The 26,803-nt window shown below is 72.3% G+C and carries 29 protein-coding genes; 14 read left to right on the top strand and 15 right to left on the bottom strand.

Annotation, left to right across the window (positions count from 1 at the left end; translation table 11 throughout):
* Positions 1 to 11: 11 nt before the first annotated feature.
* Positions 12 to 1,703: a Mur ligase family protein gene (locus EUA93_RS20250; protein ID WP_242497545.1), complete on the top strand. Its 1,692-nt coding sequence runs from the start codon at positions 12 to 14 to the stop codon at positions 1,701 to 1,703.
* Positions 1,700 to 2,374 (top strand): class I SAM-dependent methyltransferase, encoded by a 675-nt coding sequence (locus EUA93_RS20245; protein ID WP_165355247.1) that lies wholly within the window; start codon positions 1,700 to 1,702, stop codon positions 2,372 to 2,374. Before EUA93_RS20250 ends, EUA93_RS20245 begins: the two co-directional genes overlap by 4 nt.
* A 5-nt stretch (positions 2,375 to 2,379) precedes the next feature.
* Here the strand turns inward: EUA93_RS20245 and EUA93_RS20240 are convergent, their stop codons facing one another.
* Positions 2,380 to 2,904: a winged helix-turn-helix transcriptional regulator gene (locus tag EUA93_RS20240; RefSeq protein ID WP_129402149.1), complete on the bottom strand. Its 525-nt coding sequence runs from the start codon at positions 2,902 to 2,904 to the stop codon at positions 2,380 to 2,382.
* Positions 2,905 to 2,955: 51 nt separating this feature from the next.
* On the opposite strand from EUA93_RS20240, the gene EUA93_RS20235 reads away from it, so the two are divergent.
* Complete coding sequence (locus tag EUA93_RS20235; RefSeq protein ID WP_242497544.1) at positions 2,956 to 4,353, top strand: MFS transporter; 1,398 nt, start codon at positions 2,956 to 2,958, stop codon at positions 4,351 to 4,353.
* Positions 4,354 to 4,362: 9 nt separating this feature from the next.
* Here the strand turns inward: EUA93_RS20235 and EUA93_RS20230 are convergent, their stop codons facing one another.
* From EUA93_RS20230 to EUA93_RS20220, 3 genes are read right to left on the bottom strand one after another with little or no spacing between them, the layout of a single operon-like run.
* Complete coding sequence (locus EUA93_RS20230; RefSeq protein ID WP_129402147.1) at positions 4,363 to 4,728, bottom strand: cupin domain-containing protein; 366 nt, start codon at positions 4,726 to 4,728, stop codon at positions 4,363 to 4,365.
* Positions 4,729 to 7,500: a cyanophycin synthetase gene (gene cphA / locus EUA93_RS20225; protein ID WP_129402146.1), complete on the bottom strand. Its 2,772-nt coding sequence runs from the start codon at positions 7,498 to 7,500 to the stop codon at positions 4,729 to 4,731.
* A gap of 29 nt (positions 7,501 to 7,529) precedes the next feature.
* The gene (locus EUA93_RS20220; protein ID WP_129402145.1) at positions 7,530 to 8,483 is read right to left on the bottom strand and encodes a cyanophycinase; all 954 of its coding nucleotides are present in this window, start codon (positions 8,481 to 8,483) and stop codon (positions 7,530 to 7,532) included.
* Positions 8,484 to 8,516: 33 nt separating this feature from the next.
* On the opposite strand from EUA93_RS20220, the gene EUA93_RS20215 reads away from it, so the two are divergent.
* Complete coding sequence (locus EUA93_RS20215; RefSeq protein ID WP_129402144.1) at positions 8,517 to 9,071, top strand: SixA phosphatase family protein; 555 nt, start codon at positions 8,517 to 8,519, stop codon at positions 9,069 to 9,071.
* Positions 9,068 to 9,853 (top strand): putative protein N(5)-glutamine methyltransferase, encoded by a 786-nt coding sequence (locus EUA93_RS20210; RefSeq protein ID WP_129402143.1) that lies wholly within the window; start codon positions 9,068 to 9,070, stop codon positions 9,851 to 9,853. The genes EUA93_RS20215 and EUA93_RS20210 overlap by 4 nt, the downstream gene beginning before the upstream one ends.
* On the opposite strand, the gene serB is transcribed toward EUA93_RS20210, so the two are convergent.
* On the bottom strand, positions 9,828 to 11,042 hold the full coding sequence (serB, locus tag EUA93_RS20205; RefSeq protein WP_129402142.1) for a phosphoserine phosphatase SerB: 1,215 nt from the start codon (positions 11,040 to 11,042) through the stop codon (positions 9,828 to 9,830). The genes EUA93_RS20210 and serB overlap by 26 nt on opposite strands.
* A 104-nt stretch (positions 11,043 to 11,146) precedes the next feature.
* On the opposite strand from serB, the gene EUA93_RS20200 reads away from it, so the two are divergent.
* Complete coding sequence (locus EUA93_RS20200; protein WP_129402141.1) at positions 11,147 to 11,578, top strand: DUF805 domain-containing protein; 432 nt, start codon at positions 11,147 to 11,149, stop codon at positions 11,576 to 11,578.
* 119 nt (positions 11,579 to 11,697) lie between these two features.
* A complete protein-coding gene (locus tag EUA93_RS20195) occupies positions 11,698 to 12,054 on the top strand; it encodes a VOC family protein (RefSeq protein WP_129402140.1) in 357 nt (118 codons plus the stop codon).
* Positions 12,055 to 12,074: 20 nt separating this feature from the next.
* On the opposite strand, the gene EUA93_RS20190 is transcribed toward EUA93_RS20195, so the two are convergent.
* Positions 12,075 to 12,812 (bottom strand): hypothetical protein, encoded by a 738-nt coding sequence (locus EUA93_RS20190; RefSeq protein ID WP_242497543.1) that lies wholly within the window; start codon positions 12,810 to 12,812, stop codon positions 12,075 to 12,077.
* Positions 12,813 to 12,891: 79 nt separating this feature from the next.
* Between EUA93_RS20190 and EUA93_RS20185 the strand changes: the two genes are divergently transcribed.
* From EUA93_RS20185 to EUA93_RS20170, 4 genes are all read left to right on the top strand, one after another.
* Entirely contained in the window at positions 12,892 to 13,683 is a 792-nt protein-coding gene (locus tag EUA93_RS20185) for an ABC transporter ATP-binding protein (protein WP_129402139.1), read from the top strand.
* Positions 13,684 to 13,712: 29 nt separating this feature from the next.
* Positions 13,713 to 14,174: an NfeD family protein gene (locus EUA93_RS20180; RefSeq protein ID WP_129402138.1), complete on the top strand. Its 462-nt coding sequence runs from the start codon at positions 13,713 to 13,715 to the stop codon at positions 14,172 to 14,174.
* A gap of 82 nt (positions 14,175 to 14,256) precedes the next feature.
* Positions 14,257 to 15,420, top strand: a complete 1,164-nt coding sequence (locus tag EUA93_RS20175) for an SPFH domain-containing protein (protein ID WP_129402137.1) — start codon at positions 14,257 to 14,259, stop codon at positions 15,418 to 15,420.
* On the top strand, positions 15,417 to 16,178 hold the full coding sequence (locus tag EUA93_RS20170) for a sulfite exporter TauE/SafE family protein (RefSeq protein WP_129402136.1): 762 nt from the start codon (positions 15,417 to 15,419) through the stop codon (positions 16,176 to 16,178). The genes EUA93_RS20175 and EUA93_RS20170 overlap by 4 nt, the downstream gene beginning before the upstream one ends.
* Before the next feature lie 17 nt (positions 16,179 to 16,195).
* On the opposite strand, the gene EUA93_RS20165 is transcribed toward EUA93_RS20170, so the two are convergent.
* Positions 16,196 to 17,164 (bottom strand): alpha/beta hydrolase, encoded by a 969-nt coding sequence (locus EUA93_RS20165; RefSeq protein WP_242497542.1) that lies wholly within the window; start codon positions 17,162 to 17,164, stop codon positions 16,196 to 16,198.
* A gap of 76 nt (positions 17,165 to 17,240) precedes the next feature.
* On the opposite strand from EUA93_RS20165, the gene EUA93_RS20160 reads away from it, so the two are divergent.
* Positions 17,241 to 18,392: a PP2C family protein-serine/threonine phosphatase gene (locus EUA93_RS20160; RefSeq protein ID WP_165355246.1), complete on the top strand. Its 1,152-nt coding sequence runs from the start codon at positions 17,241 to 17,243 to the stop codon at positions 18,390 to 18,392.
* A gap of 30 nt (positions 18,393 to 18,422) precedes the next feature.
* Here the strand turns inward: EUA93_RS20160 and EUA93_RS20155 are convergent, their stop codons facing one another.
* The 5 genes from EUA93_RS20155 to EUA93_RS20135 all read right to left on the bottom strand — a co-directional run bounded on the left by EUA93_RS20155 (position 18,423) and on the right by EUA93_RS20135 (position 22,536).
* The gene (locus EUA93_RS20155) at positions 18,423 to 19,397 is read right to left on the bottom strand and encodes an ABC transporter ATP-binding protein (RefSeq protein WP_129402134.1); all 975 of its coding nucleotides are present in this window, start codon (positions 19,395 to 19,397) and stop codon (positions 18,423 to 18,425) included.
* A 1-nt stretch (position 19,398) separates the two neighbouring features.
* Positions 19,399 to 20,208 carry an ABC transporter permease gene (locus EUA93_RS20150; RefSeq protein WP_242497541.1) on the bottom strand — a complete coding sequence of 270 codons (810 nt, stop codon included), beginning with the start codon at positions 20,206 to 20,208 and terminating at the stop codon, positions 19,399 to 19,401.
* Entirely contained in the window at positions 20,201 to 21,016 is an 816-nt protein-coding gene (locus EUA93_RS20145; protein ID WP_207208876.1) for an ABC transporter permease, read from the bottom strand. The genes EUA93_RS20150 and EUA93_RS20145 overlap by 8 nt, the downstream gene beginning before the upstream one ends.
* A 111-nt stretch (positions 21,017 to 21,127) precedes the next feature.
* A complete protein-coding gene (locus EUA93_RS20140; RefSeq protein ID WP_129402133.1) occupies positions 21,128 to 21,643 on the bottom strand; it encodes a CAP domain-containing protein in 516 nt (171 codons plus the stop codon).
* A gap of 371 nt (positions 21,644 to 22,014) precedes the next feature.
* Positions 22,015 to 22,536 (bottom strand): YbhB/YbcL family Raf kinase inhibitor-like protein, encoded by a 522-nt coding sequence (locus tag EUA93_RS20135; protein WP_129402132.1) that lies wholly within the window; start codon positions 22,534 to 22,536, stop codon positions 22,015 to 22,017.
* A 50-nt stretch (positions 22,537 to 22,586) separates the two neighbouring features.
* On the opposite strand from EUA93_RS20135, the gene cobA reads away from it, so the two are divergent.
* Positions 22,587 to 23,882 (top strand): uroporphyrinogen-III C-methyltransferase, encoded by a 1,296-nt coding sequence (gene cobA, locus EUA93_RS20130; RefSeq protein ID WP_129402131.1) that lies wholly within the window; start codon positions 22,587 to 22,589, stop codon positions 23,880 to 23,882.
* Positions 23,875 to 24,678, top strand: coding sequence for a TrmH family RNA methyltransferase (locus EUA93_RS20125; protein ID WP_129402130.1), 804 nt, complete (start codon positions 23,875 to 23,877; stop codon positions 24,676 to 24,678). The genes cobA and EUA93_RS20125 overlap by 8 nt, the downstream gene beginning before the upstream one ends.
* Here EUA93_RS20125 and EUA93_RS20120 read toward each other — a convergent pair.
* The 3 genes from EUA93_RS20120 to def all read right to left on the bottom strand — a co-directional run bounded on the left by EUA93_RS20120 (position 24,641) and on the right by def (position 26,755).
* Complete coding sequence (locus EUA93_RS20120) at positions 24,641 to 25,276, bottom strand: DedA family protein (RefSeq protein ID WP_129402129.1); 636 nt, start codon at positions 25,274 to 25,276, stop codon at positions 24,641 to 24,643. The two genes, EUA93_RS20125 and EUA93_RS20120, sit on opposite strands and share 38 nt — an antisense overlap.
* 85 nt (positions 25,277 to 25,361) lie before the next feature.
* On the bottom strand, positions 25,362 to 26,156 hold the full coding sequence (locus tag EUA93_RS20115; protein ID WP_129402128.1) for a TrmH family RNA methyltransferase: 795 nt from the start codon (positions 26,154 to 26,156) through the stop codon (positions 25,362 to 25,364).
* A complete protein-coding gene (gene def, locus EUA93_RS20110) occupies positions 26,156 to 26,755 on the bottom strand; it encodes a peptide deformylase (protein ID WP_129402127.1) in 600 nt (199 codons plus the stop codon). The genes EUA93_RS20115 and def overlap by 1 nt, the downstream gene beginning before the upstream one ends.
* Positions 26,756 to 26,803: the final 48 nt, after the last annotated feature.

The following is a 26,803-nucleotide window of genomic DNA, read 5'->3' as shown; positions in this document are numbered from 1 at the left end:
AGTTTCGCCGGGTGACCTCACTCGTCGAGCTCCGGATCCTCGAAGGACCCAACCTCTACTTCCCGCGCGCCGCGGTGAAGCTGACGCTCGACGTCTCGACGATCACCGAGGCCGACGACGAGTCGGTGCTGCGGTTCGCGCGGCGGATCTCGCTGCGCACGACGCGGCCCGGCGCGGCCGGGTCCGGCTTCCGCCAGCGGTTCGCGCTGCGTGCGGTCGAGCGGCTGGTCCGGGCGATCGCCGCCGAGGCGGGCACGAAGCGGCTCGCCGTGCGGGTGCGCCCCACCTCGGACGCGGACGTGCTCGTGGTCGCCTTCCCGTGGCGCAACCGGGGCCGCGCGCGGGCGCTGGGGGAGGCCGTCGCGCACGCACTCGACGCGCTCCCCGCACCTGACGTCGAGGCCGCGGTGAGCCGCGCCGCCGAGGAGGTGTCCGCCGCCCCGCAGGGCGAGCGACCCACAACGATCGTGCCGAGCATCCCCGTCGTCGCGGTGACCGGCACCAACGGCAAGACCACGACCAGCCGGATGGTCGCGCACATCGCGCGCACCAGCGGCCTGGTGGTCGGCTGGTCGAACACCGACGGCATCTACCGCGACGGCGTCCTCGTCGAGGCCGGCGACTACTCCGGGCCGTCCGGCGCCGGACGTGCGCTCGGGCTGGAGGGTGTCCAGCTCGCCGTCACCGAGACCGCGCGCGGCGGCATCCTGCTCAAGGGCATCGGGATCACCCGCAACGACGTCTCGGTGGTCACCAACGTGACCGCCGACCACCTCGGCATGCAGGGCATCGACACCGTCGACCAGCTCGCCGAGGTGAAGTCGGTGGTCCCGCGCATCACCAGGCGGGACGGCTGGGCGGTGCTCAACGGCGACGACCCGCGGGTGCTGGCGATGCGCTCGGTCATCAGCGCCCAGCCGTGGATCTTCAGCCGCGACCCTGACTCTCCCGCCGTGCGCGAGGTGCTCGGCCACGGCGGCGGCCGCGCCACGACGGTCATCGACGGCTGGATCACCGTGCTGCGCCCCGGCGCCGACCCCGACCCGCTGGTCGAGCTCGTCGACGTCCCGATGACGCTCGCCGGCCTCTCCCGCTTCAACATCGAGAACGCGCTGGCTGCCGCGTCCGCCGCGCTCGCCATCGGGCTCGAGCGCGCGGACGTCGTCGCGGGCCTGACGTCGTTCCGTCCCGACGCCGAGCACAACCCGGGCCGGATGAACTTCTTCTCGCTGCCGGGGGAGATCTCGGTCGTGATGGACCTGGCGCACAACGAGGCCGGTCTGGAGGCGCTGCTCGAGATCATGGGGGGCGTACGCCGTCCCGGTTCCCGCCTGCTGCTCGGCCTCGGGGCCGTGGGCGACCGCACGGACGAGCTCATCGATGCCCTCGGCGAGATCGGGGCCAAGGGCAGCGACGTGGTGGCGATCGGCCACAAGGCGCACTACCTCCGGGGCCGCACGATGAAGGAGATCGATGACCTGCTGCGGGCGGGCGCCGCGCGCGTCGGCGTCACCGACATCGACACGTTCGAGACCGAGGTCGAGTGCCTGGCGGCGCTCGTCGCGCGCGCCCAGCCCGGTGACGTGGTCGGGCTGATGTGCCACGCGGAGCGCCAGCAGGCCTACGACTGGATCGCTGCGCGCGGGGGCACCGCCGACACGCCCGAGGTGCTGTCGCAGAAGGTGCGGGCGGCGTCCTCGTGAGCGCGGCGACCGATGACGAGGGACGCGACGCCGCTGCCGGCTGGGCGGGCTTCTACGACTGGCTTGCGCCTGAGTACGACGGGTGGGCGGTGCGCGTGGGGTGGAGTGCCAACCTGGCAGCCGCGGCGCTGCTCGCTCCGCTGGGCCTCGCCCCGCGTCGCGTGCTCGACCTCGGTGCGGGCACCGGCCAGACCGCGCGGATGCTCGGTGCGTCCTACCCGGCCGCCGACCTGACCCTCGTCGACGTGTCGCCCGCCATGATCGAGGAGGCCAGGCGGGCGTTCCCCTCGGCCGAGCACGTCGTCGCGGACGCCGCTGACTTCCTGCGCGACGCTCCGGGCGAGTGGGACCTGATCGTGGTCGTCGGGGTGCTCGAGCTGGTGCCCGACATGTTCGAGGTGCTCGAGCGGGCTGCGACCCGCCTGGCTCCCGGAGGGCACCTGCTGGCCAGCCACGAGCCGATCCTCCCGGGCCCGACCGTCCAGGCCCACGAGGTCAGCGTGGTGCGCGGGGGCCATCGCGTGCAGCGGTTCGAGCGGGCGGAGGTCGCGCGACGCGCAGCGACGTACGGCCTCAGGCAGGTCGCCACCGGCGACGTCGTCGCCTTCCACCGCGAGGGTGACGGCAGTGACGCGGTCGACGAGCTCGTCGTCTGGACGCGCGACGCCTGAGCGGGTCAGCGCGTGACGAGCGGCTCCAGCAAGCGGTGCGGCTCACGCAGGGCCCGCGACACCGGGTCGTCGCGCAGGGTCCGGTCGGCGCCCGGCCCGGGACGGGTCTCGATGTCGCCCGGTCGCGGGGCGGAGTCGCAGGTCGTGCACCGGCCGTCGGCGCCGATCACGCCGCAGTCGCCGCCGTCCGCGAGGTGGTGGAACGTGCGCCGGGGGCGGCCGGGGCTGGTCCGGCGATCACCCCACTGGGCCAGGCCGTGCAGGACCGGCCAGAGGTCGAGGGCGTCGGCAGTGAGCTCGTAGGACGCATGTCCCTCGCCGACCCGCACCAGCAGCCCGGCGCCGACCAGCGCGTCGAGCCGGGCCGCCAGGACTCCTCGCGACACGTCGAGGTGGGCCTGGAGGTCGGAGAACCGGCGGACCCCCAGGAAGCAGTCGCGCAGGATCAGCAGGGTCCAGCGCTCGCCGACCAGCTCGAGCGATCGGGCGATGCCGCAGTCCTGCCGCGGATAGTCGGTGCCGAGTGCCATGGGGCGATGCTATCGTGCTTTGGTCTGTTCATCGAACCAAAAGGAGCGACCGTGTCGCCACGCCGCACCCTCGCGACCGCCTCCCTCGGCACCGTCGCCGTGCTGGTCGCCTTCACCGCGCCGCTGGCCAACTTCAACGAGACGGTCGCCGGGCTCGGCGCCGGTCATCGTGGCGGCACGTGGGTGCTGAGCTCGATGAGCATCGGTCTCGGTGCCTTCCTGCTGACCGCCGGCCGCCTGGCCGACGACTACGGACGACGGCGCTGGTTCGTCCTCGGCTCGCTCCTCCTGGGGCTCGCGTCGCTGGTGGGGGCGGCCTCGGGCGACGTGACCGCCTTCGTGGCGTCCCGGATCGCCGCCGGCGCCGGCGGAGCCGCGGTGGTCGCGGCCGGCCTCGGCATGATCGCCCACGCGCACCCCGACCCCGTCGCCCGCAGTCGGGCCACCGGGGTGTGGGGCGCCAGCGTCGGCGCAGGCATCGCGATCGGACCGTTGCTCGGCAACTACCTCAGCTCGCTCCACTCCTGGCGAGACGTGTACGTCGTCCTCGGCGCGGCCGGCCTGGCCCTCGCGGTCGCCGGACGGGGGTGCCCCGAGTCCCGCTCCGACCACCGGGCCCGCCTCGACGTGCCGGGTGTCGTGCTGATGGCGCTCGGGGTCGCCGCCCTGCTGGCCGGGCTGACCGAGGGGCGTGCCGGGTGGGGCCGCCCGGTCACCCTGGTGCTGCTGGCCGTGGGCGTGGGCATGCTCGTCGCCTTCGTCGTCATCGAGGGACGCTCCACCCACCCGATGCTCGACCTCGGCCTGCTCGGCCGCCCGGCCTTCCGCGCGGTGAACATCGCCGGGCTCGCCACCGGTGCCGGGATCATCGCGTTGATGTCGTACGTCTCCGGCTTCGTCGGCTCGGCGCTCGACATCTCGGCGACGACGGCCGCCTGGCTGATGCTCGCGTGGTCGCTGCCGAGCGTCGTCACGGCCTTCGGGGCGCGACGGCTCCCGGAGGCGTGGAGCGGACGCGCCCGGATGTCCGGCGCACTGGCCGTCATCGCCCTCGGTCAGCTGCTCGTGCTCGGCGTCGGCGTGGGGAGCGGCCCGGCGAGGTTCGTGCCGGGGCTCCTGCTCGCCGGGGTGGCGACGGGCGTGCTCAACGCCGCGATGGGCCGCGAGAGCGTGGCGAGCGTCCCTCCGGGCCAGGCGGGCCTCGGGAGCGGCGCCAACAACACCGCGCGCTACCTCGGGTCGGCGCTCGGCGTCACCGTGGTGTCGGTCGTCGCCGCGCCCGCCGGTGCGGTCACCGCCCAGGGTCTCGTCGACGGCTGGCACCGGGCCGTCCTGGTGACCGCGGTCGTGTCCCTCGTTGGCGCCGTCGGGGTGGCCCTGCTCGGTGAGCGCAGCACGCCGTCCCGGCAGGGGATCGCGCCCGTCGACACCCCGGTCGGCGGCGCCTGACGACCTGCGTCAGACGTCGCCGGGGTCGACCTGCTCGCCGGGGGCACCGATGTCGAGGTCGCCCTCGACGATCAGGGCCGTCATGCCACCGGGGGAGCGGGTCTCGTGCACCTCGCCGGGCTCCCACACCGCTCCCTGGCCGGGGCCGATGCGACGCACGGTCAGCTCGGCGCCACTGACCTCGGCCTCGCCGGCGAACACGACCAGCAGCTGGCACCCCACCGCCGGGTGACGACCGATCACGCCTCCCGGAGCGAGGTCGACGGCGACCAGGTGGGTGTCCGCCCCGAGGCCGAACGCGCCCACGGAGAAGCCGCGGCTCCCGTGCGCCTCGATCGGGCGGTGGGGCAGGTCCGCGAGGTCGATGACCCGCACTCAGGCCCCCGGCGTGGGCATGAAGTCGGGATCGGCGGCGGGCGCCTCGGCCGACGCGCCGGCACCGGCGTAGGCCTGGTCGGACCAGTTCTCCAGCTCGGTCATCACCTCGGCGTGCTTGTCGACGCACACCACCACGAGGTCACCGCGGTTGGCGCGGCTCATCGCGTGGCGCACTGCCTCGATCTCCTCCAGCACGAGCTCGGCCTGCTTGCAGCGGGCGCCCTCGGCCATCGCCGCCTGCACGCCCTCCATCACCAGCGCAGCGGTGGCGCCGCGCTCGCGACCGCGGAGCGCCACGTCCTCCCGGACGATGCACACGTCGAAGTGCTGGGCCGCGATGTGGCCCAGCTCGACCATGTCCTGGTCGCGCCGGTCGCCGGCGGTGGCGATGATGCCGATCCGCGAGGGCCGGGCGAGGTCGTGCGAGGACTCGAGCGAGTCGCCCACCCGGTCGACGAAGTCGCCGAGCATCTTCATGCCGGGTGCGTTGTGGCAGTAGTCGACGATGACGTTGACGCCGTCGACCTCGACCTCGTTGAGGCGGCCGGGGGAGAGGTAGTAGTTCGTCGAGAAGGTGCGCAGGCCCTGGCGGATGTCGTGCAGGGGTGCCCCGGCCGCGAAGGCGGCAGCGGCTGCGGCGAGCGAGTTCTGGACGTTCATCCGGGCCCGCCCGTTGAACGTCGCGGGCAGCAGGTGGGTCCACGCCAGCTGCATCTCCCGGCGTCCGTGCTGGACGACCATCATCTCGCCGCGGTCGCTGGGGTTGAGCACGATCGCCTTGCCGCCGCGACGGCAGTGGGCGTCGATCATCTCGCGCACCTCGCTGCCGGGCTCCTCCATCGAGAACCACACCACCTGGCCCGAGCACTTGCGGCGCATCTCGCGCACCAGCGGGTCGTCGGCGTTGAGCACGGCGTGGCCGTCGCGCGGCACCGCCTCCACGATCACGGCCTTCACGTCGGCGAGCTGCTCGACGGTGTCGATGCCCCGCAGGCCGAGGTGGTCGGGCTGCACGTTGAGCACGACGGCGACGTCGTTGCGCTCGTAGCCGAGTCCCTCGCGCAGGATGCCGCCGCGGGCGACCTCGAACACGGCGAAGTCGACGCGCGGGTTCTGCAGGACCATCCGCGCCGATCGGGGACCGGACGCGTCGGCCCGGATCACGAGCCGCTCGTCGATCACGACGCCGTCGGTCGAGGTCATCCCGACCTTGCGGCCCATGCCCTTGAAGATGTGGCTGATCATCCGGCTCGTGGTCGTCTTGCCGTTGGTGCCGGTCACGGCCACGATCGGGATCCGCGACGTCGCACCCGGCGGGAAGAGCATGTCGACCACCGGCTTTGCGATGAACTGGGGCTCGCCGATCGTCGGGTGGGTGTGCATCCGGAAGCCGGGCGCGGCGTTGACCTCGCAGATCGCGCCGCCGGTCTCGCGGACCGGCTGGGTGATGTCGGGGCAGATGAAGTCGATGCCGGCGATGTCGAGGCCGACCATGCGCGCGGCCTCCTCGGCGATCTCGACGTTCTCCGGGTGTGCCTCGAAGGTCCGGTCGATCGAGATCCCGCCGGTCGACATGTTGCCGGTCAGCGCGAGCTTCACCATCTCGCCCTCGGCCGGGACCGAGTCGAGGGTGTGGTCCTGGTCGGCGAGCACTTCGACGGCCGCGTCGTCGACCTTGATCCGGGTCAGCACCTTCTCGTGACCGACACCTCGCCGCGGGTCGGCGTTGGTCAGGTCGACCAGCTCCTGCACCGTCGACGTGCCGTCACCGGTCACCGACGCGGGCACGCGCTCGGCGATCGCGACCATCCGGCCGTCGATGATCAGGCAGCGGTAGTCCTTGCCGGTCACGAACGACTCGACGATGACGTTGCCACGGCGCGACTGCTCGGCCGCGATCGGGAACGCAGCGCGTACGTCGTCCTCGTCCTGCAGGTCGAGGCACACCCCGCGACCGTGGTTGCCGTCGAGCGGCTTGAGCACGACCGGGTAGCCGATCCGCCTGGCGGCGGTCACCGCGCCGTCCTCGGTGCGGACGTTGTCCTGCTTGGGCACCGGGAGGCCGGCAGCGCCGAGGAGCTTGGTGGTGAGGTCCTTGTCGGAGGCGATGTCGACGGCGATCGACGACGTCTCCGACGTCATCGTGGCGCGGATCCGCTTGGCGTGAACGCCCTGGCCGAGCTGGACGAGGGAGTACTGGTTGAGCCGGATCCACGGGATGTCGCGCGAGACCGCCTCGTCGACGATCGCCTGCGTCGAAGGCCCGAACGCGGTGCGCTCGGCGCGACGGATGAAGTCGTCGCGCTCGGTCTCCCAGTCGAACTCCGGGTCGCCCTCGACCAGGTGGTTGACCAGCGTGACCGCGAGGCGACCGGCGGAGAGGCCGACGTTCTCGTCGACGTAACCGTAGATGATGTTGTAGCGGCCGACCTCGCCCTTGACCTGCCGCGTCTTGCCACGACGGATGTCGTGCCCGACGAGCTGCTGGAGCGCCAGCGCGACGTGCTCGGCGACGTGGCCGAGCCAGGTGCCCTCGTTGAGGCGCTCGAGGAAGCCGCCGCGACGACCGCGCGAGCAGGAGTGCTCACGCAGGCCGGGCAGCATCGCGACCAGGTCGTCGGTGAAGCCGGGGATCGTGTTGGTGGGGAACTGCTCGAGCGAGCCGAGGTCGACCACGAGGTGGATCGACCTGTCGTAGGACCAGACGTTGGCTCCGCGGTAGACGCGCGTCTCGACGATCTCGAGGTCCGGGGTGGGTCGCTCGCTCATGCAGTTCCTCCGTGCGTCTGGGGGTGGACTTATGAAGAGGTGGGGGGTGTACGACGCTTCTTGAGGCGTCGTGCGATCGCTGCCGGGGTGGCGTCGGCAGCGGCGATGTCGCGGGCCAGCTGGCGCAGGTCACGTCCGGCCTCGGCCAGCTCGTCGGCCTCCTCGGGGTCGACCGCCGGCTGCTGGGCCACGAGCGCCCTGGTCGTGAGGTCGAAGACGGCACCCTCGGGCAGCGTGTGGAAGACGACGCCGCTGGCCAGCAGCGGCGAGGACCGCTTGGCCTCGTAGGCGTTGGACACCATCCGGGAGCCGTCGAAGATCGTCACCGCGCCCTTGCCCAGCACGCGCATGACGAGGTCGCCGTCGACGTCCTCCACGAGGCCGCAGGTGTCCTCGTCGACGCCGATGCCCAGCAGCTGCGGGCTCTGGGCGACGATCATCAGCAGCCGGCCGTAGCGGTTGCGCTGGTCGAAGTGCTGGTCGATGACGGTCTCGCCGACGAGCCCGAGCCCGGCCGCCACCTGCGTCATCCGCTGCTTCGGGGTCGCGCCGCCGACGCCGAAGGCGACCATGTGCGACGACTGGATGCTCGCTCCGGCCGACGTGCCGGCGACCACCGCGCCGCGCTCGTGGGCGCGCAGGATCGCCTCGCCCACCGGCGTGCCGCACACGATGGAGGACAGCTTGAGCTGGTTGCCCCCGGTCATGAAGACGCCGGTGGCCTCGTCGATCGCCTTCACCAGGGCCGGATCGTGGGCCTGCTCGCGCGACTCCGGCCGCACCGCGTCGACCGCGGCCGCACCGAACTTGGTGAAGAGCGCGTCGTAGACCTCGACCACCTCGCGACCGAGCGACGAGGCCGTCGGGATGACGGCGATGCGCGCGTCGCGGCCGCCGCTGAGGGCGACGAAGTGCTTGAGGATCGTCGGCTTGCGCACCTTGTCCTCGGCGCCACCGATGATCATGAGTGGTCCCCTGGGCATGACAGGCAGGCTAGCGGCTGGAAGGGTGGGGCCATGCAGGAGTCAGGCAACCGTGACGCGGCCGGGGGTCGCGACGACGGCGTACGCCGGCTGGTGGTCATGCGTCACGCCAAGGCCGAGTCGGTCGCGCCGTCCGACCACGAGCGCTCCCTGGCGCCGAGCGGTCGGGCCGACGCAGCGGCCGCAGGGCGGTGGCTGGCGGAGCAGGCCGTGGTGCCCGACGCGGCGCTCGTCTCCGACGCGCAGCGCACCCGCGACACCTGGGCGGAGCTGTCCGGCGCGGCCGGCTGGGACTGCGCGCCCGACTTCTCCGCCGCGCTCTACGCCGCGGGCGCCGACTCCGCCTTCGACCTGGTGCATGAGATCGATCCCGCGGTGCGGACGCTCGTGGTCGTCGGGCACAACCCGACCATGGCCTACGTCGCCGAGCTCCTCGACGACGGCGACGGCGACGACGACGCGTCGACCGGGATGATCACCCGCGGGTTCCCGACCTCGGCGCTCGCGGTCTTCGAGGTCGACGTTCCGTGGGCCGACCTCGGCCCCGGCACGGGGCGCCTGAAGGCGTTCCACGTCGTCGACGCGTGAGGTCGCCCGACACCGGCCCCGGGACCGTCGAGCGGCTCCGCGGGGCGGGCTGCGTGTGGGCCGAGGACGAGGCCACGCTGCTCACAGCCGCGGCGGCCACGCCGCAGGACCTCGAGGAGCTGGTGGCCCGCCGGGTCGCCGGAGAGCCGCTGGAGACCGTGCTCGGCTGGGTGGACTTCCTCGGCCGGCGGCTCGTGGTCGCGCCGGGGGTCTTCGTGCCACGCCGCCGCACCGAGCTGCTGGCCCGGACGACGATCGCCCACGTCAGTCGGCGCCGATCGCCGGTGGTGCTGGAGATGTGCTGCGGCGTGGCGCCGGTCGCCGCCTGCGTCGAGGACGTCGGCGAGCTGCACGTCGCCGACCTGAGCAGGGCGGCGTTGGACTGCGCGCGCACCAACGCACCCACCGCCGCGCTCCACGAGGGCGACCTCTACGACGCGCTCCCGCGGCACCTGCGCCGGCGGGTCGACGTGCTCGCCGCGAACGCTCCCTACGTCCCGACCGACCGGATCGCCGACATGCCGCCCGAGGCCCGCGACCACGAGCCGCACGCGGCCCTCGACGGTGGTCCCGACGGGGTCGACCTCCACCGCAGGCTCGCCACGGGTGCCCCTGACTGGCTGGCACCCGGGGGAGTGCTGCTCGTCGAGACCAGCCCCTCGCAGGCCGAGGCGACGACGGCGGCGATGACCGCCGCCGGTTTGGCGACCGCGGTCGTCGAGGACGAGGAGATCGGTGGGTGCGTCGCGGTCGGGATCAGCCCAGCAGGGGCGCGGGCGTGACGATGCCGACCTCGGCGTCGGCGTCCTCGATCTCCTCGCGGGAGATCCCGAGCAGGTAGAGCACCGAGTCGAGGTAGGGCACGTTGACCGAGGTGAGCGCCGCGTCGCGCACCATCGGCTTGGCGTTGTAGGCGATGCCGAGACCGGCTGCCTCGATCATGTCGAGGTCGTTGGCGCCGTCGCCGATGGCGATCGTGGCGTCGAGGGGTACGCCGACCTCCGCGGCGAACTCGCGCAGCGCGGCCGCCTTGCCGGCCCGGTCGACGACGTCGCCGACGATCCGGCCGGTGAGGTGCCCGTCGACGATCTCGAGCTCGTTGGCGCGGGCGAAGTGGATGCCGAGGTCGGCTGCGAGCCGGTCGGTGATCTGGCTGAACCCGCCGGACACGATCGCGAACCGGTAGCCCAGGCGGCGCAGCGTCCGGACCATCGTGCGGGCCCCCGGCGCGAGGACGATCGAGGCGTAGACCTCGTCGAGCGCGGACGCGGGCACACCCTCGAGGAGGGCCACCCGCTCGCGCAGCGACTGCTCGAAGTCGAGCTCACCCCGCATCGCGGCCTCGGTGACCCGCGCGACCTCGGCCTCCTGCCCGGCGTGGGCGGCGATCATCTCGATCACCTCGCCCTGGATGAGCGTGGAGTCGACGTCCATCACGATGAGGCGCACCCCGCGCCTGTGCAGCGACTCTCGCTGCACTGCGAGGTCGATGCCGAGGCGGACCGCCTCTGCCGCGAGCACCGGGCGCAGCGCCTCCGCGGGGGCGCCGGAGACGTGCAGCTCGAGGGCCGTGACCGGGTAGCGCGCCATCCGCTCGATCCGGTCGATGTTGGCGCCCGCGTCGGCGATCCGCCCCGCGACGGCTGCCATCGCGGACGCCTTCAGGGGGCTGCCGATGATCGTGATGTGCGAGCGCTCGCCGGGCCGGCTGCGGTTGTCGCCGGCCCCGCGGTCGACCTCGACCGACATGTCGAGCTCGGCGGCGGTGCGCTCGATCACGTCGCGCAGCTTCTTCCAGTCCCGCGGCGCGGTGACCAGGATGCCGAGCACGAGACGGCGCCGGAGCACGATCTGCTCGATGTCGAGGACCTCGACCCCGGCGGCGGACAGGGCCCCGAAGATCGAGGAGGTGACGCCGGGCCGGTCCTTGCCCGTGAGGGTGACCAGAAGAGTCTTCGGCTCGTCTTCCATGGTGGGGGACAGGCTAGTCGGTGCTGGTCCCCGGCCCCGCCGATGCCCTAGGTTTCTCACGTCTGCGGGCCCGATCTGGGTCCGCCCACTCACAGGGGGTTTCCATGGACTTCCAGACAGCCGTCAAGACCTGTCTGAACAAGTACGCCGACTTCAACGGTCGCGCTCGTCGCTCCGAGTACTGGTGGTTCGTGCTGTTCGGGCTGATCGTCTCGATCATCGCGAGCATCCTCGACAACGTCCTCGGCACCGACTTCGGCTCCGGCAACGGCCTGATCGGCACCATCGCGAGCCTCGCCCTGCTCGTGCCGAACCTCGCGGTCGGCGCGCGGCGCCTCCACGACACCGGTCGCAGCGGATGGCTGCAGCTGCTCTGGATCATCCCGATCATCGGCTGGATCATCCTCATCGTCTGGTTCGCCTCCGACTCCAAGCCGGGCGACAACCAGTACGGCCCGAACCCGAAGACCGGTGCTGCCGGCGGCTACCCGCCGCCCCCGCCGCCGGCCTACGGCAGCGGCCAGTACAACGGCTGACCCACCAGCACCACGCACCGCCGGCACCGCCCGGGTCCTGCCCAGCAGGACCCGGGCGGTGCTGCGTCCCGGGCTGGTCAGGGGTGCGCTGTCGGCCCCCCGTCGTAGCGTCGACCGGCATGAGTCCTGTCCACCACACCATCGACTACATCGAGATCAGCACGGACGACCTGGCCGCGGCCAGGGCGTTCTACGAGCGGGCGTTCGGCTGGCAGTTCAACGACTACGGCCCCGACTACGCCGGCATCCGGGCACCGTCGGGCGACGGCGAGGTCGGCGGCCTCAGTGCGACCGGCACGCCGAGCCCCGGTGGGCCGCTCGTGCTGCTCTACTCCGACGACCTCGACGCCACCGTCACGGCCGTGCAGGAAGCCGGCGGCACCGTCACCGCGCCGCCCTACGAGTTCCCTGGCGGTCGCCGGTTCGAGTTCAGCGACCCGGGCGGCACCGTCCTCGGCGTCTGGGCCACCCGCTGACGGACCGCCCGGCGTCGCGACTAGCGCTCCGGCCACACCTCGGGCGAGCAGGCCGCGACGATCGCGCGACGTGCCGCACGGCCGAGAGGTCGGAGGAGCTCACGACGCCGCTCGATCTCGTACGACGACACCGCGCCGCCGTCGTCGGCGAGCGCGAGGTCCACGATGGCCCACGCCTGCAGCCCGCGTGCGGCGAGGTCCACGCACCGCGGCGGGGTGCCCAGCGGCGCGTCGAGGTGCGGCCGGTGGTGCAGGTTCATCAGCGCGTCGGCCGCCTCCGGCCGCCAGCGCGCGACGTCGAGGTCGGCCAGGTCGCCGGCAGCGCCGAGCAGCGACTCCCGCAGCCCGCGATCGGCCTCGCCGACGTCGGGCAGCTGACGGCGCGCTGCCTCGCCCGCGTGCCACTGCACCGTCTCGCCCTGCTCCTCCGGCACCAGCCCGAGGTCGCCGACGACGACGGCCTGTCCGGCCTCGAGCGCGGCCTCGTTGAACGCACGCGGTCCGCCCAGCCCCAGGAGGTCACCCTCGACGGGCAGCGCGATGCCGGCGGACGACGCCCCGGTCCCGCGGGCGCGCACCAGCAGGTCCATCGCGGAGCCTCCGGCCAGGAGGTGGGTGTCGTCGACCCAGGCGTCGAGCACGTGGTCGGTCTGCTCGTGCCCGCGCAGCCACGCGGTGAGCCACCACGCCAGCGTCGCGGAGTGCGGCAGCGCGAGGGCAGCGGAGAAGGACCCACCGGAGGACGACGAGGCAGACATCGCCGGCGAGGCTACTCGGCGGTGCGTGACCGCCGTGTCCGGGCCGGCCCCGCAGCACCTGCTGGATAGGGTGGCGCCCATGGTCGCCGTCATCGAGTTCGCAGGGGTCACGGTGCGCCGAGGCCGGTCGCTGCTGCTCGACGACGTCAGCTGGCAGGTCGAGGAGGACGAGCGCTGGGTCGTCCTCGGGCCCAACGGCGCCGGGAAGACGACCCTCCTCCAGGTCGCGGGTGCGCAGATCCACCCCACCTCCGGCGTCGCCGGGATCCTCGACGTCGTGCTCGGGACGACCGACGTCTTCGAGCTCCGACCGCGCATCGGCCTGACCAGCGCAGCGCTCGCCGACCGCATCCCGAAGCCCGAGCTGGTCCGCGACGTCGTCGTGTCCGCGTCCTACGGGGTCGTGGGCCGGTGGCGCGAGGAGTACGCCGACCTCGACCACGACCGCGCGACCGCGCTGCTGCAGGAGGTCGGGGCCGGCCACCTGCTCGACCGCACGTTCGGCACCCTGAGCGAGGGCGAGCGCAAGCGCGTCCAGATCGCCCGCGCCCTGATGACCGACCCCGAGCTGCTGCTCCTCGACGAGCCCGCGGCCGGGCTCGACCTCGGTGGTCGCGAGGACCTCGTCGCGACCCTCTCCGACCTGGCGATGGACCCCGACTCGCCGGCGACCGTGCTGGTCTCCCACCACGTCGAGGAGATCCCGCCCGGCTTCACCCACGCCCTGCTCCTGCGGGAGGGGCGCGTGGTCGACGCCGGACCCGTCGACGACGTGGTCACGGCCGAGACGCTGTCCGAGACGTTCGCGATGCCACTGCTGCTCAGCCGGGCCGACGACCGGTTCGCCGCGCGCCGCCGTCCTGCCCGGTGAAATCAACAGTGACTGGATAGGGTCTGGTCATGGACTGGATCCGCGACCATCTCTGGGAGACGTGGCTGGCGCTGTCGATCGCGCTCGGGGTCGCCGAGATGTTCAGCCTGGACCTGATCCTGGCCATGCTGGCGGCCGGCGCGGTGATCGGCATGGTCGCCGCGATCCTGGGCCTGCCCGTGGTCCTGCAGATCGTGCTCGCGCTCGGCGCCTCGGTCGCGATGCTCGCCTTCGTGCGCCCGACCTTCGTCAAGCGGCTGCACAACGGACCCGAGCTCTCGCTCGGCCACGGCAAGCTCGTCGGCACCCGGGCCATGGTCACCGAGGAGATCACCGGTCTCGCGGCCGGCCGGATCAAGGCCGGCGGCGAGATCTGGAGCGCGCTGCCCTACGACGAGACGCTGCGCATCGCACCCGGCGACACGGTCGAGATCCTCCAGATCAAGGGCGCGACCGCCTACGTCCACCCGGTGGCGACGCTCGAGCCCTGACCGGCCGGCTCCACCGGCCTCACCAGCCAGATCCTGCATCAGCACCACCCAAGGCAACACACAGAAAGATCGGGGGAGTTCCATGGGCACAGCACTGCTGGTCCTGTTCCTGCTCGTCATCCTGTTCGTGGTCGTCATGCTCGCCAAGACGGTCCGGATCGTGCCCCAGGCACGCGCAGCCATCGTCGAGCGGTTCGGCAAGTACAAGGGCACGCTGCCCGCGGGCCTCAACATCGTCGTCCCGTTCATCGACAAGGTGCGCTACCTCATCGACCTGCGCGAGCAGGTCGTGAGCTTCCCGCCGCAGCCGGTGATCACCGAGGACAACCTGGTCGTGTCCATCGACACCGTCATCTACTTCCAGGTGACCGACCCGGTGACCGCGACCTACGAGATCGCCAACTACATCCAGGCCGTCGAGCAGCTCACCATGACCACCCTGCGCAACATCGTCGGTGGCATGGACCTCGAGCAGACGCTCACCAGCCGCGACGAGATCAACAGCGGCCTGCGCGGCGTGCTCGACGAGGCCACCGGCAAGTGGGGCATCCGCGTCAACCGCGTCGAGATCAAGGGCATCGACCCGCCGCCGTCCATCAAGGACGCGATGGAGAAGCAGATGCGCGCCGACCGCGACAAGCGTGCCCTCATCCTCACCGCCGAGGGCCAGCGCCAGTCCGCCATCCTCACCGCCGAGGGCAACAAGCAGTCGTCGATCCTCAACGCCGAGGGTGACCGCGAATCGCTGATCCTGCGTGCCCAGGCCGACCGCGAGGCCGCGATCCTGCGGGCCCAGGGTGAGGGCCAGGCCATCCAGACCGTCTTCCAGGCGATCCACGACGGCCAGCCCGACCAGTCGCTCCTGGCCTACCAGTACCTCCAGATGATGCCGAAGATCGCCGAGGGCAGCGCCAACAAGGTGTGGGTCATCCCCTCGGAGATCACCAAGGCGATGGAGGGTCTCGGCTCCTCGATCCACGAGATCGCCGGCATCCCGAAGGACGCCTCGCCGCGCAAGCGCGTCGACATGGGCCCCACGGAGCCGCAGCTGCCGCGTCGTTCCGACGACCCCGAGATGACGGCCACCAACGCCGCCGTCCAGCAGGCGATCGCGGAGGCCCAGATCGCGGCCAACCCGGGGAAGTCCGCCCGCGCGGCTGCCGCCGGCGACCCGCTGAGCGACCCGCTGGACACTCCCGTGGACCCGTCCGGTCCGGCTGACCCGGAGGCTCCCGCCGGCCAGTGAGTCCTCTCGAAATGGTGCTGATCACCCTCGCCGGGGTGGCAGCAGGCACCATCAACACCGTGGTGGGGTCGGGAACGCTGATCACGTTCCCGACCCTCCTCGCGTTCGGCGTGCCCCCCGTGACCGCCAACGTCAGCAACAACGTCGGGCTCGTCCCCGGCAACGTGTCGGGCGCCATCGGCTACCGGCGCGAGCTCGCCGGCCAGCGCTCACGCGTGATCCGCCTGGGCATCGCCTCGCTGCTCGGCGGGACGGTTGGCGCCGTGCTCCTGCTGGTGCTGCCGTCGTCGGCGTTCGACGCGATCGTCCCGGTCCTCATCGCGCTCGGCGTGGTGCTGGTGATCTTCGGTCCGCGGATCCAGCGTGCGGTGGCCGCCCGCGCCGAGTCGCGCGGAGGCATCCCCGACCACGGCGTGTGGTGGGTGTGGCCGGCCGTGGCCGCGGCCGGCGTGTACGGCGGCTACTTCGGTGCCGCCCAGGGGGTGCTGCTGATGGCGGTCCTCGGCATCGGCGTGGCCGACACGATGCAGCGCCACACCGCCACCAAGAACGTCCTGGCGCTGGTCGTGAACCTCGTCGCCGCCGTCGTCTTCGTCGCCGTCGCCGACATCGACTGGACCGTCGCCGGGCTCATCGCGCTCGGGTCGGTCGTCGGCGGGCAGATCGGCGCCACCGTCGGCCGTCGGCTCTCGCCCCACCTGATGCGCGGCGTGATCGCCGTCGTCGGGATCACGGCGCTGGTCGCCCTGCTGGTCTGAGCGCGTCCGCCCGGGCCTCAGCCGGCCGGGGTCACCCACGCGTCGAGCCACCGACCCAGCACGTCGTACGCCGTCGCGCGCACGGCGGGACGCGACAGCACGATGTCGTGCATCGCACCCTCGACGGCGATCGAGGTGACGTGGGTGCCGACGGACGACGCCCACCGGCGGATCTGCTCCACGTCGAGCACGATGTCGTGGGTGAAGGTCTCCTCGCCGTCGACGTCGCCGAAGAACGAGCGCGCCGACGACAGCACGAGGACGGGGCAGGGGATCGAGAGACCGGCGTGCAGGCGCGCGTGGCCCCGGCGGATCGCGCGCAGCCAGCCGACGTGGATCGGGCGTGACTCGAGCGGCTTCCAGTCGAGGTCGTAGTCCCACTCGCCGCCGTGGAGGTGGTGGAGCGAGCGCCCGTAGACGCCACTGATCCGCCGCGGGATCTCCTGGAGCGGCCGGCTCGACCCGATCCGCTCGAGCGCGACGCGCGTGGCCGGGCTGCGCAGCCAGGCGGCGCCCTGCATGTCGAACCACGGGGAGTTCAGCACGACAGCGGTGACCTCGGGGTGCCGGCGCTCGTCGGCCCACAGCGACATCGTGAGGCCGCCCGTCGAGTGGCCCGACACGACCACGTCGCGGTGCCCGTCCCGCTCGGTGATGCGCCACCAGGAGAGGTCGATCTCGCCGAAGTACTCGTGCAGGTCGGCGACGTAGTTCGGTGTCTGGTGCGGTCGCAGCGACCGGCCGTACTTGCGCAGGTCGAGCGCGTAGAACGTGTAGCCCCGGTCGGCCCACCACTGGGCGTACTCGGTGTGGAAGAAGTAGTCGGCGAAGCCGTGCACGTGCAGCACGGCGCGACCGTTGGGCGAGGCGGGCTCGAGCTTGACGAGGGTGGCCACCACGGGGCCCTCGCTGTCGGGCGGGAGCGAGAACGTCTCCACCCGGTAGTCAGGTCCGAGGACGTCGGCCTGCAGCGGCACCAGGGGCATGGCGCGACCCTATCGACCCGGTCTCAGTTTCCCCGTTCGACCTCGGGCACCGGGGTGGGAGACCTACCCTTCAGCCGTGTCGAAGGCGCTGGGTTCCGTGCTTCGCGGCTGCCTGACCTACGTCCGGCAGCACGCGGACAACTGGCGCACGGGCTCACGCGGCAGCCAGCTGTTCCTGCTGCTCGTCCTGGTGGCGATGGTGGCCATCACGATCATGCTCAGCGCGTCCGTCGAGGTCGTCGTCCCCGTGTCGATGTGGTTCCTCTTCCTCATGGTGGGCACCCTCCTGCTGCGGTTCGGTCCGCTGCTGGTTCTGGTCGCCGTCCTGGTGGGGGTGGCCTGGCGCACGTCGCTCGACACCGGCTACGCGCCCGCCGACCGCAGCACCGCACTGGTGATCTTCGGCTTCGCGATCGTGCTCGCGCTCTACCAGTCCTCCCGCCAGCGCTCCGGACTGCCGATGGCGCTCAGCGAGGCGGTCCTCACCCAGCTGCGCGACCGGCTCCAGCGCCAGGGCAGGATCCCGGAGCTCCCCGTCGGGTGGCGCTCGGAGTCGGCGACGCTCACCGCCAACGGCCCCAGCTACGCCGGCGACTTCCTCGTCGCCAACCTGCGCGAGCAGCGGTGGCTCGAGATGGCCCTGGTCGACGTCTGCGGCAAGGGCACGACCGTCGGGCCCCAGGCCCTGCAGTTCGCCGGTGCACTGGGCGGGCTCATCGGCGCCCTGCCGCCGTCGGAGCTCATGGCGGCCGCCAACAACTTCCTGCTGCGCCAGGAGTCCGACGAGTCGCTCGCCACCGCCGTCCACATCAAGGTCGACCTGGTCACGGGCGACTACACGATCACCAGCGCCGGCCACCCGCCGGCGCTGCACTGGCACCTCGGCCAGCGAGGCTGGGGCATCGACAACGCACGCGGGATGGCGCTCGGCGTCATCGAGGACGCCGAGTTCGAGCCCAGCAGGGGCCGCCTGCGCCCGGGCGAGGCCCTGATGTTCTACACCGACGGCGTCATCGAGGCGGCCGACAAGGACCTCGACGAGGGCATCGACTGGCTCCGGATGGCTGCCCTTCAGGCCGTGGACAGCCGCGGCTTCACCGGGATGACCCGCCGCGTGCTCAAGAAGGTCCCGCGCGGCGACGACGACCGGGCCATGCTCCTCATCGAGCGCCAGCCGCTGACCTCGCCCGAGCGCGACTCCGAGCGGCTGCGCGTCCTCGGCGGCTGACCGGCGCGCTCCCGGCCGTCCCGGTCCCGCTCAGGCTCCCCGGGAGTAGAGGTCGCGGATCACGTCCTCGATGTCCGGCTCCTGGATCGACAGGTCCGCGACGTCGTACGCCGCCGCCACCGCGGCCACGACCGGCGCGGCGCTGGCGTCGGACGGGAACGACAGCCACTGGCGCGGTCCCTCGACCTTCCGCACGCTCGCGCCCGGTACGTCGATGGGCGGGGCCTCGTCGACGAGGTCGACCACCAGGGTGCGGGTCGAGCCGCCCTGCGCGTGCAGGCCTGCGAGCGAGCCGTCGTACACCGACGTGCCGTGGTCGATCACGATCACCCGGTCGCACAGCGCCTCGATGTCCTGGAGGTCGTGCGTGGTGAGCAGGAGCGTGGTGCCACGCTCGGCGTTGAGCGCGCGCAGGAACTCGCGCAGCCGCCCCTTGCTGACCACGTCGAGCCCGATCGTGGGCTCGTCGAGGTAGAGCACCTCGGGGTCGTGCAGGAGGGCCGCGGTGATGTCGCCGCGCATCCGCTGGCCGAGGCTCAGCTGCCGCACGGGGGTGTCGAGCTGCGCGCCCAGGTCGAGGAGGTCGACGAACCGGTCGAGGTTCTCCCGGTAGCGCGCGGGCGGGATGCGGTACATCTTCTGGAGCAGGTCGAAGGAGTCGCGCAGCGGCAGGTCCCACCACAGCGTCGAGCGCTGCCCGAAGACCACGCCGATGCGCCGCGCGAGCGCGACCCGGTCGCGGCTGGGGTCGAGGCCGGCCACCCGGACCTCGCCGCCGGAGGGCACGAGGATGCCGGTGAGCATCTTGATCGTGGTCGACTTCCCGGCGCCGTTGGGCCCGATGTAGCCCACCATCTCGCCCGCCTCGACGGAGAAGGTGAGGTCGTGGACGGCTCGCACCTCGTCGCGGACGCGGCGCCGCCGGCCCTCGACCCGGCGGCGTACGTCGAAGGTGCGCGCGAGGTCCTGCACGCGGATGAGCGGTCGGTCTGGCTGCTGGGTCACGTCAGCTCCCGGTCGAGGTGTAGTGGCGGACGCCGGAGCGCCACACGAGCAGGGCAGCGGCCATGGTGAGCACGCCCGCGACGGGCGAGGCGAACTGGAACACCTCGGGCATCCCCGACGGGTCGTCGCGGCCGAGGAGGAACAGGCACGGGTACCAGTTCACGAACGCGACGGGGATCACGAAGGTCAGCCCGACGAGCACCTCGCGCGGGAAGATCGCGAGGGGGTACTGGGTGACCGTGGCGCCGCCGTAGGTGAAGGCGTTGGCGAACTCGGTCGCGTCGGTGGTCCAGAACTGGACGCACGAGAAGCCCACGAAGAGCCCGAAGAAGACGAGGCCGCCGCTGACGAGCATCGAGACCGCCACCAGCGCCCGCAGGGGCGTCCAGTCGACGTAGGTGCACGCCCAGGCGAGGACGACCGAGGCCTGGGTGAGCCGGCCGAGGCGACGCAGGGTGAACTGGTCGGCGCACACCTGCACCAGCAGCGGCACCGGCTTGGTCATCATCTGGTCGAGCCGACCGGTGCGGATGTAGGTGCCGATCCGCTCGACGCTGCCGATCGCGGTGTCGGCGACGGCGAGGGCGAACGAGGCGCTCCCGTAGAGGAGCGCCACCTCGTGCAGCGAAAACCCCGCGAGCCGGTCGAGGTGGGCGAACATGATCCACAGCCCGACGAAGTCGAGGCCGGTGATCATGCCGTTGCCGACCGCGAGCAGGACGAACGACGTGGGGTACTGCCAGGCCGCGCGGATCCACAGCCAGGCGATCTGGCCGTACGTGCGCAGGTGGCGTGCGGCGGGCTCAACCACCCTGCACCACCACCTTGCGGGTGGCGAGGCGCAGCACGCCCTGGCAGGCGCCGAGCAGCACGACGGCCCAGAACAGCTGGAACCCCAGCGCCGCGAGGAGGTCGCCGCCGGCGTGCTTGCCGAGCCAGATGTCGGCCGGGACCTGGACGTACGACGCCCACGGCAGCGCGCGGGCGAGGGTGCCGAGCCAGCCCGGGAACAGCACCAGCGGCAGCATCATCCCGCTGAAGAAGATCGCGAACGCGCCGCTCATCACCTTCACCCCGGACTGGTCGAGCAGCCAGAAGGCCGTGCTCGCGACGAGGAAGCGGATCGTGAAGCTGACCACCACGGCCAGCACCAGCGACACCGCGAAGGCCAGCGCGGCCACGGGCGAGGCGGGCAGCGCGATGTGGAAGGCGACGAGACCGATGACCGTCGGGCCGAGCCCGCGGGTGAGGAAGTGGTACGCCGCCCGCCCGAGGTCGCTCGCGAGGTACCACCCGACCAGGCCCACGGGCCGGTAGAGGTCGATCGCCACGTCGCCGGTGCGGATCCGCTCGGCGAGGTCGTCGGTCGTCCCGCCGCCCCACAGCGCCACGGTCATCAGCAGGGCCTGGCCGAGCCAGACGTAGGTGACGGCGTCCTGGGCGTCGTACCCGCCGGCCGTGGGGTTCGCCTCCCAGAGCGCGAGGTAGGCGAAGGAGTAGATGATCCCGAACACCGAGTTGGTGAAGATCCCGGCGAGCGTCGCGGCCCGGTAGGTGGAGTAGCGGCGGAAGGCACGGGTCGCGATCGCGACGTGCAGCGTCCCCCATCCCCCTGGCAACACAGCTCCTCAGACGAGATCGATCCCCGGGCCCACCCACGAGGGGGCCGGGGATCGTCTCACATCAGTGGGGTCGCGCGCACGCGGCTCGCGCGCGACGGTCGGGGCGGCTCAGGTCTGGCGGACCAGGTTGACCACGCCGATGATGCGGCCGGAGGAGTCCTCGGTGATCGCGACGCCGGCACGCTTGGCACGCGGGCTGAGCAGGATCTCGCGGTGGCCGGGGGAGTCGAGCCACAGGTCGACCATCTGCTCGGGCGTCAGGCCCTCACCGCGCACCAGGGTCTCGCCGGCCCACGAGTTGTGGCACCGCTTGATGACCTCGTTCTGGTCGCGGTGCTCGAAGAGCCCGGTGCGGGCGATCCGGGCACCCCACTGCTCGGCGAGCCGGTCGGTGCAGGAGTCGAAGTTCCAGATCTTGCGCAGTCCGTTGGCGGCGCGCGCCTCGTTGATCTCGACCATCAGCGTGTTCTCGAGGTCGTCGTTGGTCATCGAGCCGGAGTCCTTGACCACGGCGCTCGCCGGGACCGACCAGGTCACCGCGTCCGCCGCGGCAGGCACGCTGCCCAGCACGCCGGCGGCCACGAGAGCCGAGGCCAGGAGTGCGAGGGGGCGGGGGTGGCGCACGGTCGGTTCCTCTGCGGGGTGAGGGGGACGCTTCGAGTTGCGGTGACGCTGATGCGTTCTTGAGTAAAACTTGAAGATATCTTAGGGAAGATACGTCCCGAGGGGGCGAAATGTCGACTTCTCGTCCCTTGCCGTGCCAACACGCCGAGGAGACCATCAAGTTTCATGACGGGCTCTGCCTGACTGTTGAGAACAGATCAAAACGCCTTGACGGTTTCTGTGTGACCGAAACGCAGAAAAAGAGGCCCGATGGTCTGGACCGCGCGGGTCCCGGCCACCGGGCCTCTCGTCACCCCTGTCGGGGGCGTGGAGCGCTCAGTGCTGAGTGGTCAGTGCTGAAGTGTCAGTGCTGGAGGGTCAGTGCTGGAGAGTCAGTGCTGGTAGGTGCCGTGCACGATCGCGCGCCCGAGCGTCTTGAAGGCGAGGTTGAACGACACGACCGCGGGGGAGACCGAGTCGTCGACGCCGAGCGTCTCGTCCTGGACGGCGTGCACCACGAAGAAGTAGCGGTGCGGCTGGTCGCCCTCCGGCGGGGCGGCGCCCGCGAACCCCGCCTCGCCACCGTCGTTGCGGACGTGGAAGGCGTTGCCGGGGAGCGCACGCGCGGCGGCACCGGTGTCGAGGGAGGTGACGTCGGCGGGGAGGTCGACCAGGCACCAGTGCCAGAAGCCGCTCGGGGTGGGGGCGTCGGGGTCGAAGCAGGTGACGACGTACGACTTCGTGCCCTCCGGTGCGCCGGACCAGCTCAGCTGCGGCGAGGTGTTGCCGAGGGCGGCGACCTGGTCGTCCTTGAGCGGCGCGCCGTCGGTGACGTCGTCGCTGGTGACGGTGAAGGACGCGGTCGGCGGCAGGAGGTCGTAGGGGTCGGGGGTCACGGGGCGTTCGAGGCTCATATCCCGAACCTAGCCACCGTCCCCACGACGCGGGCAGGGAGAATGTCCGGATGAGCACCGCCAGCCCGCACGACGCGGCCGACGACACCCACCACGAGGCAGCGCACCACCCCTACCTCGCCGGCCTGGTGCTGACCGGCCGGAAGGTCGTGGTGGTCGGCGGCGGGCACGTCGCCCAGCGCCGGGTGCCGGCCCTGATCGGGGCCGGAGCGGCCGTGACGCTGGTGAGCCCGGAGGTGACGCCGGCGCTCGAGGGGATGGCGGGCGAGCTCGCCCTGGTGCTCCGCGACTTCGTCGAGACCGACCTCGACGGCGCGTGGTACGTCGTCGCCGCGACGGACGACGCCGAGGTCAACGCCCGCGTCGCCGAGGCCGCAGAGGCCCGCCACACCTTCTGCGTGCGGGCCGACGACGCCCTCGGCGGCACCGCCTGGACCCCCGCGGTGGGTCACCACGGGAGCGTCACCATCGGCGTCCTCGGCAACCGGGAGCCGCGCAAGTCGGCCGGGTTGCGCGACGACATCGTCACGGCACTGCGCGACGGCCAGCTCACCGCCTCCGACGCCCTGGACCGCAGCCCCGGCGTCGTGCTGGTCGGCGGCGGCCCGGGTGATCCAGAGCTGGTCACGGTCGCCGCCCGCCACGCCTTCGCCTCCGCCGACGTCGTGGTCGCCGACCGGCTGGCCCCGCGCGAGCTGCTCGACGAGCTCGGCCCCGACGTCGAGCTGATCGACGTCGCCAAGCTGCCGCGCGGTCGGTCGGCCTCGCAGGACCACATCAACGAGGTGATCATCGACCGGGCCCGCGCCGGCAAGCGCGTCGTACGGTTCAAGGGCGGCGACAACTTCGTCTTCGGCCGCGGCTTCGAGGAGCTGCTGGCCTGTGCGGCCGCCGACGTGCCGGTCACCGTCGTGCCAGGCCTCACCTCGGCCATCTCGGTGCCCGCCCTCGTCGGGATCCCCGTCACCCACCGCGGTGTCGCGCACGAGTTCACCGTCATCTCCGGGCACATCCCGCCCGGCCACCCCGACTCGCTCGTGCAGTGGGAGTCGCTGGCGGGGCTGCGCGGCACGCTCGTGTTCCTGATGGCGGTCGACAACGCGCCCGCCATCGCCGCCACCCTCGTCGAGCACGGCCGCGGCGCGGCGACCCCGGTGGCGGTGATCGTCGACGGCACCATGCCGACCGAGCGCGTCGTGCTGAGCACCCTCGCGACGCTCGCCGACGACCTCCGCGCCCACGAGGTCGTCCCCCCGGCGATCATCGTGGTCGGTGACGTCGTGGCGGTCGCCCGCCCTGGGCGCTACCCGGACCACCTCGCCAGCCACGAGCCGGCGCGTGGCTGAGGTCGTCGAGCTCACCGACCCGGCCGACCCCCGGCTCGGCGACTACCGCGACCTGCGTGACGTCGAGCTCCGCAAGAGCTTCGAGGCCGACCACGGACTCTTCCTGGCCGAGGGGGAGAAGGTCGTGCGCCGCGCGCTCGAGGGCGGCTTCGACGCCCGCTCGTTCCTCATGGCACCACGGTGGCTCGACAGCCTCGGCGACGTGCTGTCCGGCAGCGACGCGCCGGTCTACGTCCTGTCGGAGGCACTCATCGAGCAGGTGACCGGCTTCCACGTCCACCGCGGGGCGCTCGCCTCCCTGCGCCGCAACCCGCTCCCGAGCGTCGACGACGTCCTCGCCGGCACCCGCTCGGTGCTCGTGCTGGAGGACCTCGTCGACCACACCAACGTCGGCGCGATCTTCCGGTCCGGCGCGGCGCTCGGCTTCGACGCCGTGCTGCTCGCGCCGCGGTGCGCCGACCCGCTCTACCGTCGCTCGATCAAGGTCGGCATGGGTGCGGTGTTCTCGACGCCGTGGACCCGGCTCCCCGACTGGTACGACGCCCTGCCGGACCTGTCGCGGCGCGGATTCACGACGGTCGCCCTGACCCTGGCCGACGACTCCACGCCGATCGAGGAGGCCGTCGACGGCGTCGACCGGCTCGCGCTCGTGCTCGGTTCGGAGGGCCACGGGCTCTCCACGCGCTGGGAGAGGTCGGCGGACCGCCGGGCGATCATCCCGATGCGCGCCGGCATCGACTCGCTCAACGTCGCCGCCGCTACTGCGGTGGCGTGCTACGCGGCGGCGCGCCGGTGATCCGGTGCCGCAGCCGGCGGGCGGCGACCACCACGACCACCACCGCGACGAGGACGTAGACGACGTTGCTCGCCGGGCCGACGTACGCCTCTACGAGGTGCCACTGCTCGCCGAGCTCGTAGCCGGCCAGGATCAGCGCCGCGTTCCAGATCAGGCTGCCCGCCGTCGTGTAGGCGCAGAACGTCCACAGCGGCATCCGGTCCACACCCGCCGGGATCGACACCAGGCTCCGCACGCCCGGGACGAGCCGGCCGAAGAACACCGCCGCGCGACCGTGCCTGCGGAACCACTCGACCGATCGTCGTACGTCGTCGGCGTGCATCAGCGGGATCCGGTCGGCCAGGCGGCACAGCCGCTCGAGGCCCCACGCGGCGCTCACCCAGTACAGGAGCAGCGCGCCGGCCAGCGAGCCGGCCGTGGCCCAGGCGATCGCCGCGACGACGCCGTAGTGGCCCTGGCTGGCCGTGTAGCCCGAGAGCGGCAGCACGAGCTCGCTCGGGATCGGCGGGAACACCGTCTCCAGCGCGGTGGCCAGGCCCACGCCGGGCGAGCCGATCGTGCGCATGACCAGGACCAGCCAGTCGAGCACGGCTTCCACGAGTCGTTCTCTCCCTGGGGTGCTTCGGCGTTCGGTGGACGGACGTCAGGGGTAGTAGTAGCAACCCCGCCCAAGTCCCGACAGCTCAGCCGCGCTGGCGGAGGGCCTCGTGCAGGACGATCGAGCCGGCGACCGCGGCGTTGAGGGAGGACGCAGTGCCGGTCATCGGGATGCTCACGACGTCGTCGCAGGCCTGGCGCCAGCCGGCGGAGAGGCCGACGGTCTCGTTGCCGACGAGCAGCACCACCCGACCGGTCAGGTCGACGTCGGAGAGCGCGCTGCCCTGCTCGTCGGTGCCGACGATGCGGTAGCCGTGCGCGTGGGCGTGGTCGACGACGGGGCCGTGCCCCGGCACGCGGAGGATCGTCAGGGCGAAGAGCGAGCCGGTGCTGGCGCGGACGGCCTGCGGGTCGTAGGGGTCGGCGGCGTGGCCGGTGATCACCAGGGCCGAGGCGCCGAAGGCGTCGGCGGAGCGGGCCAGGGTGCCGATGTTGCCGGGGCTCGTCGGCCGGTCGAAGACCACGATCGGGCCGTGGGGCCGGCGCGAGTCGGCCAGCCGCTCGACGTCGTCCTCGGGCATCTCGACGACCGCCACGAGCTCCGCGCCGTCCTCCCTGCCGCTGAGCCGCGCGTGCAGGTCGGGGGAGAGGGTGACCCGCTCGGCGTCGGTCGAGGCCCAGAGCCCGTCGGACCAGGCCGAGCTCGCACCCTCGCCGCGCAGCAGCGCACGCACGGTCCAGCCCTCCTCGACGGCCCGGGTGATCGGGCGCACGCCCTGGACGAGGAGCTCCCGGTTGCGGTGGCGCTTGGACCGGTTGGTCAGGAGCGCCTCCCACTGCTGGAAGCGGGCGTTCTCGCGGGTGATGCGGAGGTCGGTCATCAGGCGTCGGCGGGCCAGGTCAGGGGGTACTCGTCGGCCGCCGCGTCGTGCTTCTTGCCGAGCTTCTTGCGCGACTTCGTCGAGAGCCGGTCGCCGAAGACGGTGCCGAGCGTGTGGTCGGTCTCGTGCTGGAGGCACCGTGCGAGCAGGCCGTCGCCCTCGAAGGTGACCGGCTGGCCGTCGAGTCCGAAGCCGTCGACGCGGGCCCGGTCCGGGCGGGCGCAGGGCTCGAACGAGCCGGGGAAGGACAGGCAGCCCTCGTCGTCGTCGTCGAGGTGGCGGTCGTTGCCCTCGGGGAGCGTCAGGACCGGGTTGCACACGACGCCGACGGTGCGCTGGCCCTCGTCGTCGGGGCAGTCGAAGACGAACATCGCGACGTCCTCGCCGACCTGGCAGGCGGCCAGGCCGACGCCGTCGGCGGCGTACATCGTCGCCACCATGTCGGCGGCCAGCGTCGCGAGCGCGTCGTCGTACGACGTCACGATCTCCTGCGGGCGGTGCATGACGGGCGTGCCCCACCGCGTGATCGCTCGCACCGTGCCACCCTCGGGGAGGGGGCCGTACGGCGCGAGTGGGGCGGTCGTCTCGTCGTCAGGCATGCCGGCGATCCTACTGAGAGGGGCAGGCGTGACACGCACCACGGGGAG

Origin of the sequence: Nocardioides oleivorans, assembly GCF_004137255.1 — a bacterium.
In the GTDB taxonomy this organism is placed as follows: domain Bacteria; phylum Actinomycetota; class Actinomycetes; order Propionibacteriales; family Nocardioidaceae; genus Nocardioides; species Nocardioides oleivorans.
Note: the sequence above shows the minus strand (reverse complement) of the source record. Positions and strands in the feature narration are given on the sequence as shown.

What these genes read in the sequence shown, in the direction of transcription:
- EUA93_RS20135 (WP_129402132.1), bottom strand. Translation starts at nt 22,536, where the DNA reads ATGAGCCTCGAACGCCCCGTGACCCCCGACCCCTACGACCTCCTGCCG.
- EUA93_RS20195 (WP_129402140.1), top strand. Translation starts at nt 11,698, where the DNA reads ATGAGTCCTGTCCACCACACCATCGACTACATCGAGATCAGCACGGAC.
- EUA93_RS20220 (WP_129402145.1), bottom strand. Translation starts at nt 8,483, where the DNA reads ATGCCCAGGGGACCACTCATGATCATCGGTGGCGCCGAGGACAAGGTG.
- cphA (WP_129402146.1), bottom strand. Translation starts at nt 7,500, where the DNA reads ATGAGCGAGCGACCCACCCCGGACCTCGAGATCGTCGAGACGCGCGTC.
- serB (WP_129402142.1), bottom strand. Translation starts at nt 11,042, where the DNA reads ATGGAAGACGAGCCGAAGACTCTTCTGGTCACCCTCACGGGCAAGGAC.
- def (WP_129402127.1), bottom strand. Translation starts at nt 26,755, where the DNA reads ATGCCTGACGACGAGACGACCGCCCCACTCGCGCCGTACGGCCCCCTC.
- EUA93_RS20180 (WP_129402138.1), top strand. Translation starts at nt 13,713, where the DNA reads ATGGACTGGATCCGCGACCATCTCTGGGAGACGTGGCTGGCGCTGTCG.
- EUA93_RS20185 (WP_129402139.1), top strand. Translation starts at nt 12,892, where the DNA reads ATGGTCGCCGTCATCGAGTTCGCAGGGGTCACGGTGCGCCGAGGCCGG.
- EUA93_RS20240 (WP_129402149.1), bottom strand. Translation starts at nt 2,904, where the DNA reads ATGGCACTCGGCACCGACTATCCGCGGCAGGACTGCGGCATCGCCCGA.
- EUA93_RS20165 (WP_242497542.1), bottom strand. Translation starts at nt 17,164, where the DNA reads ATGCCCCTGGTGCCGCTGCAGGCCGACGTCCTCGGACCTGACTACCGG.
- EUA93_RS20115 (WP_129402128.1), bottom strand. Translation starts at nt 26,156, where the DNA reads ATGACCGACCTCCGCATCACCCGCGAGAACGCCCGCTTCCAGCAGTGG.
- EUA93_RS20200 (WP_129402141.1), top strand. Translation starts at nt 11,147, where the DNA reads ATGGACTTCCAGACAGCCGTCAAGACCTGTCTGAACAAGTACGCCGAC.
- cobA (WP_129402131.1), top strand. Translation starts at nt 22,587, where the DNA reads ATGAGCACCGCCAGCCCGCACGACGCGGCCGACGACACCCACCACGAG.
- EUA93_RS20175 (WP_129402137.1), top strand. Translation starts at nt 14,257, where the DNA reads ATGGGCACAGCACTGCTGGTCCTGTTCCTGCTCGTCATCCTGTTCGTG.
- EUA93_RS20190 (WP_242497543.1), bottom strand. Translation starts at nt 12,812, where the DNA reads ATGTCTGCCTCGTCGTCCTCCGGTGGGTCCTTCTCCGCTGCCCTCGCG.
- EUA93_RS20215 (WP_129402144.1), top strand. Translation starts at nt 8,517, where the DNA reads ATGCAGGAGTCAGGCAACCGTGACGCGGCCGGGGGTCGCGACGACGGC.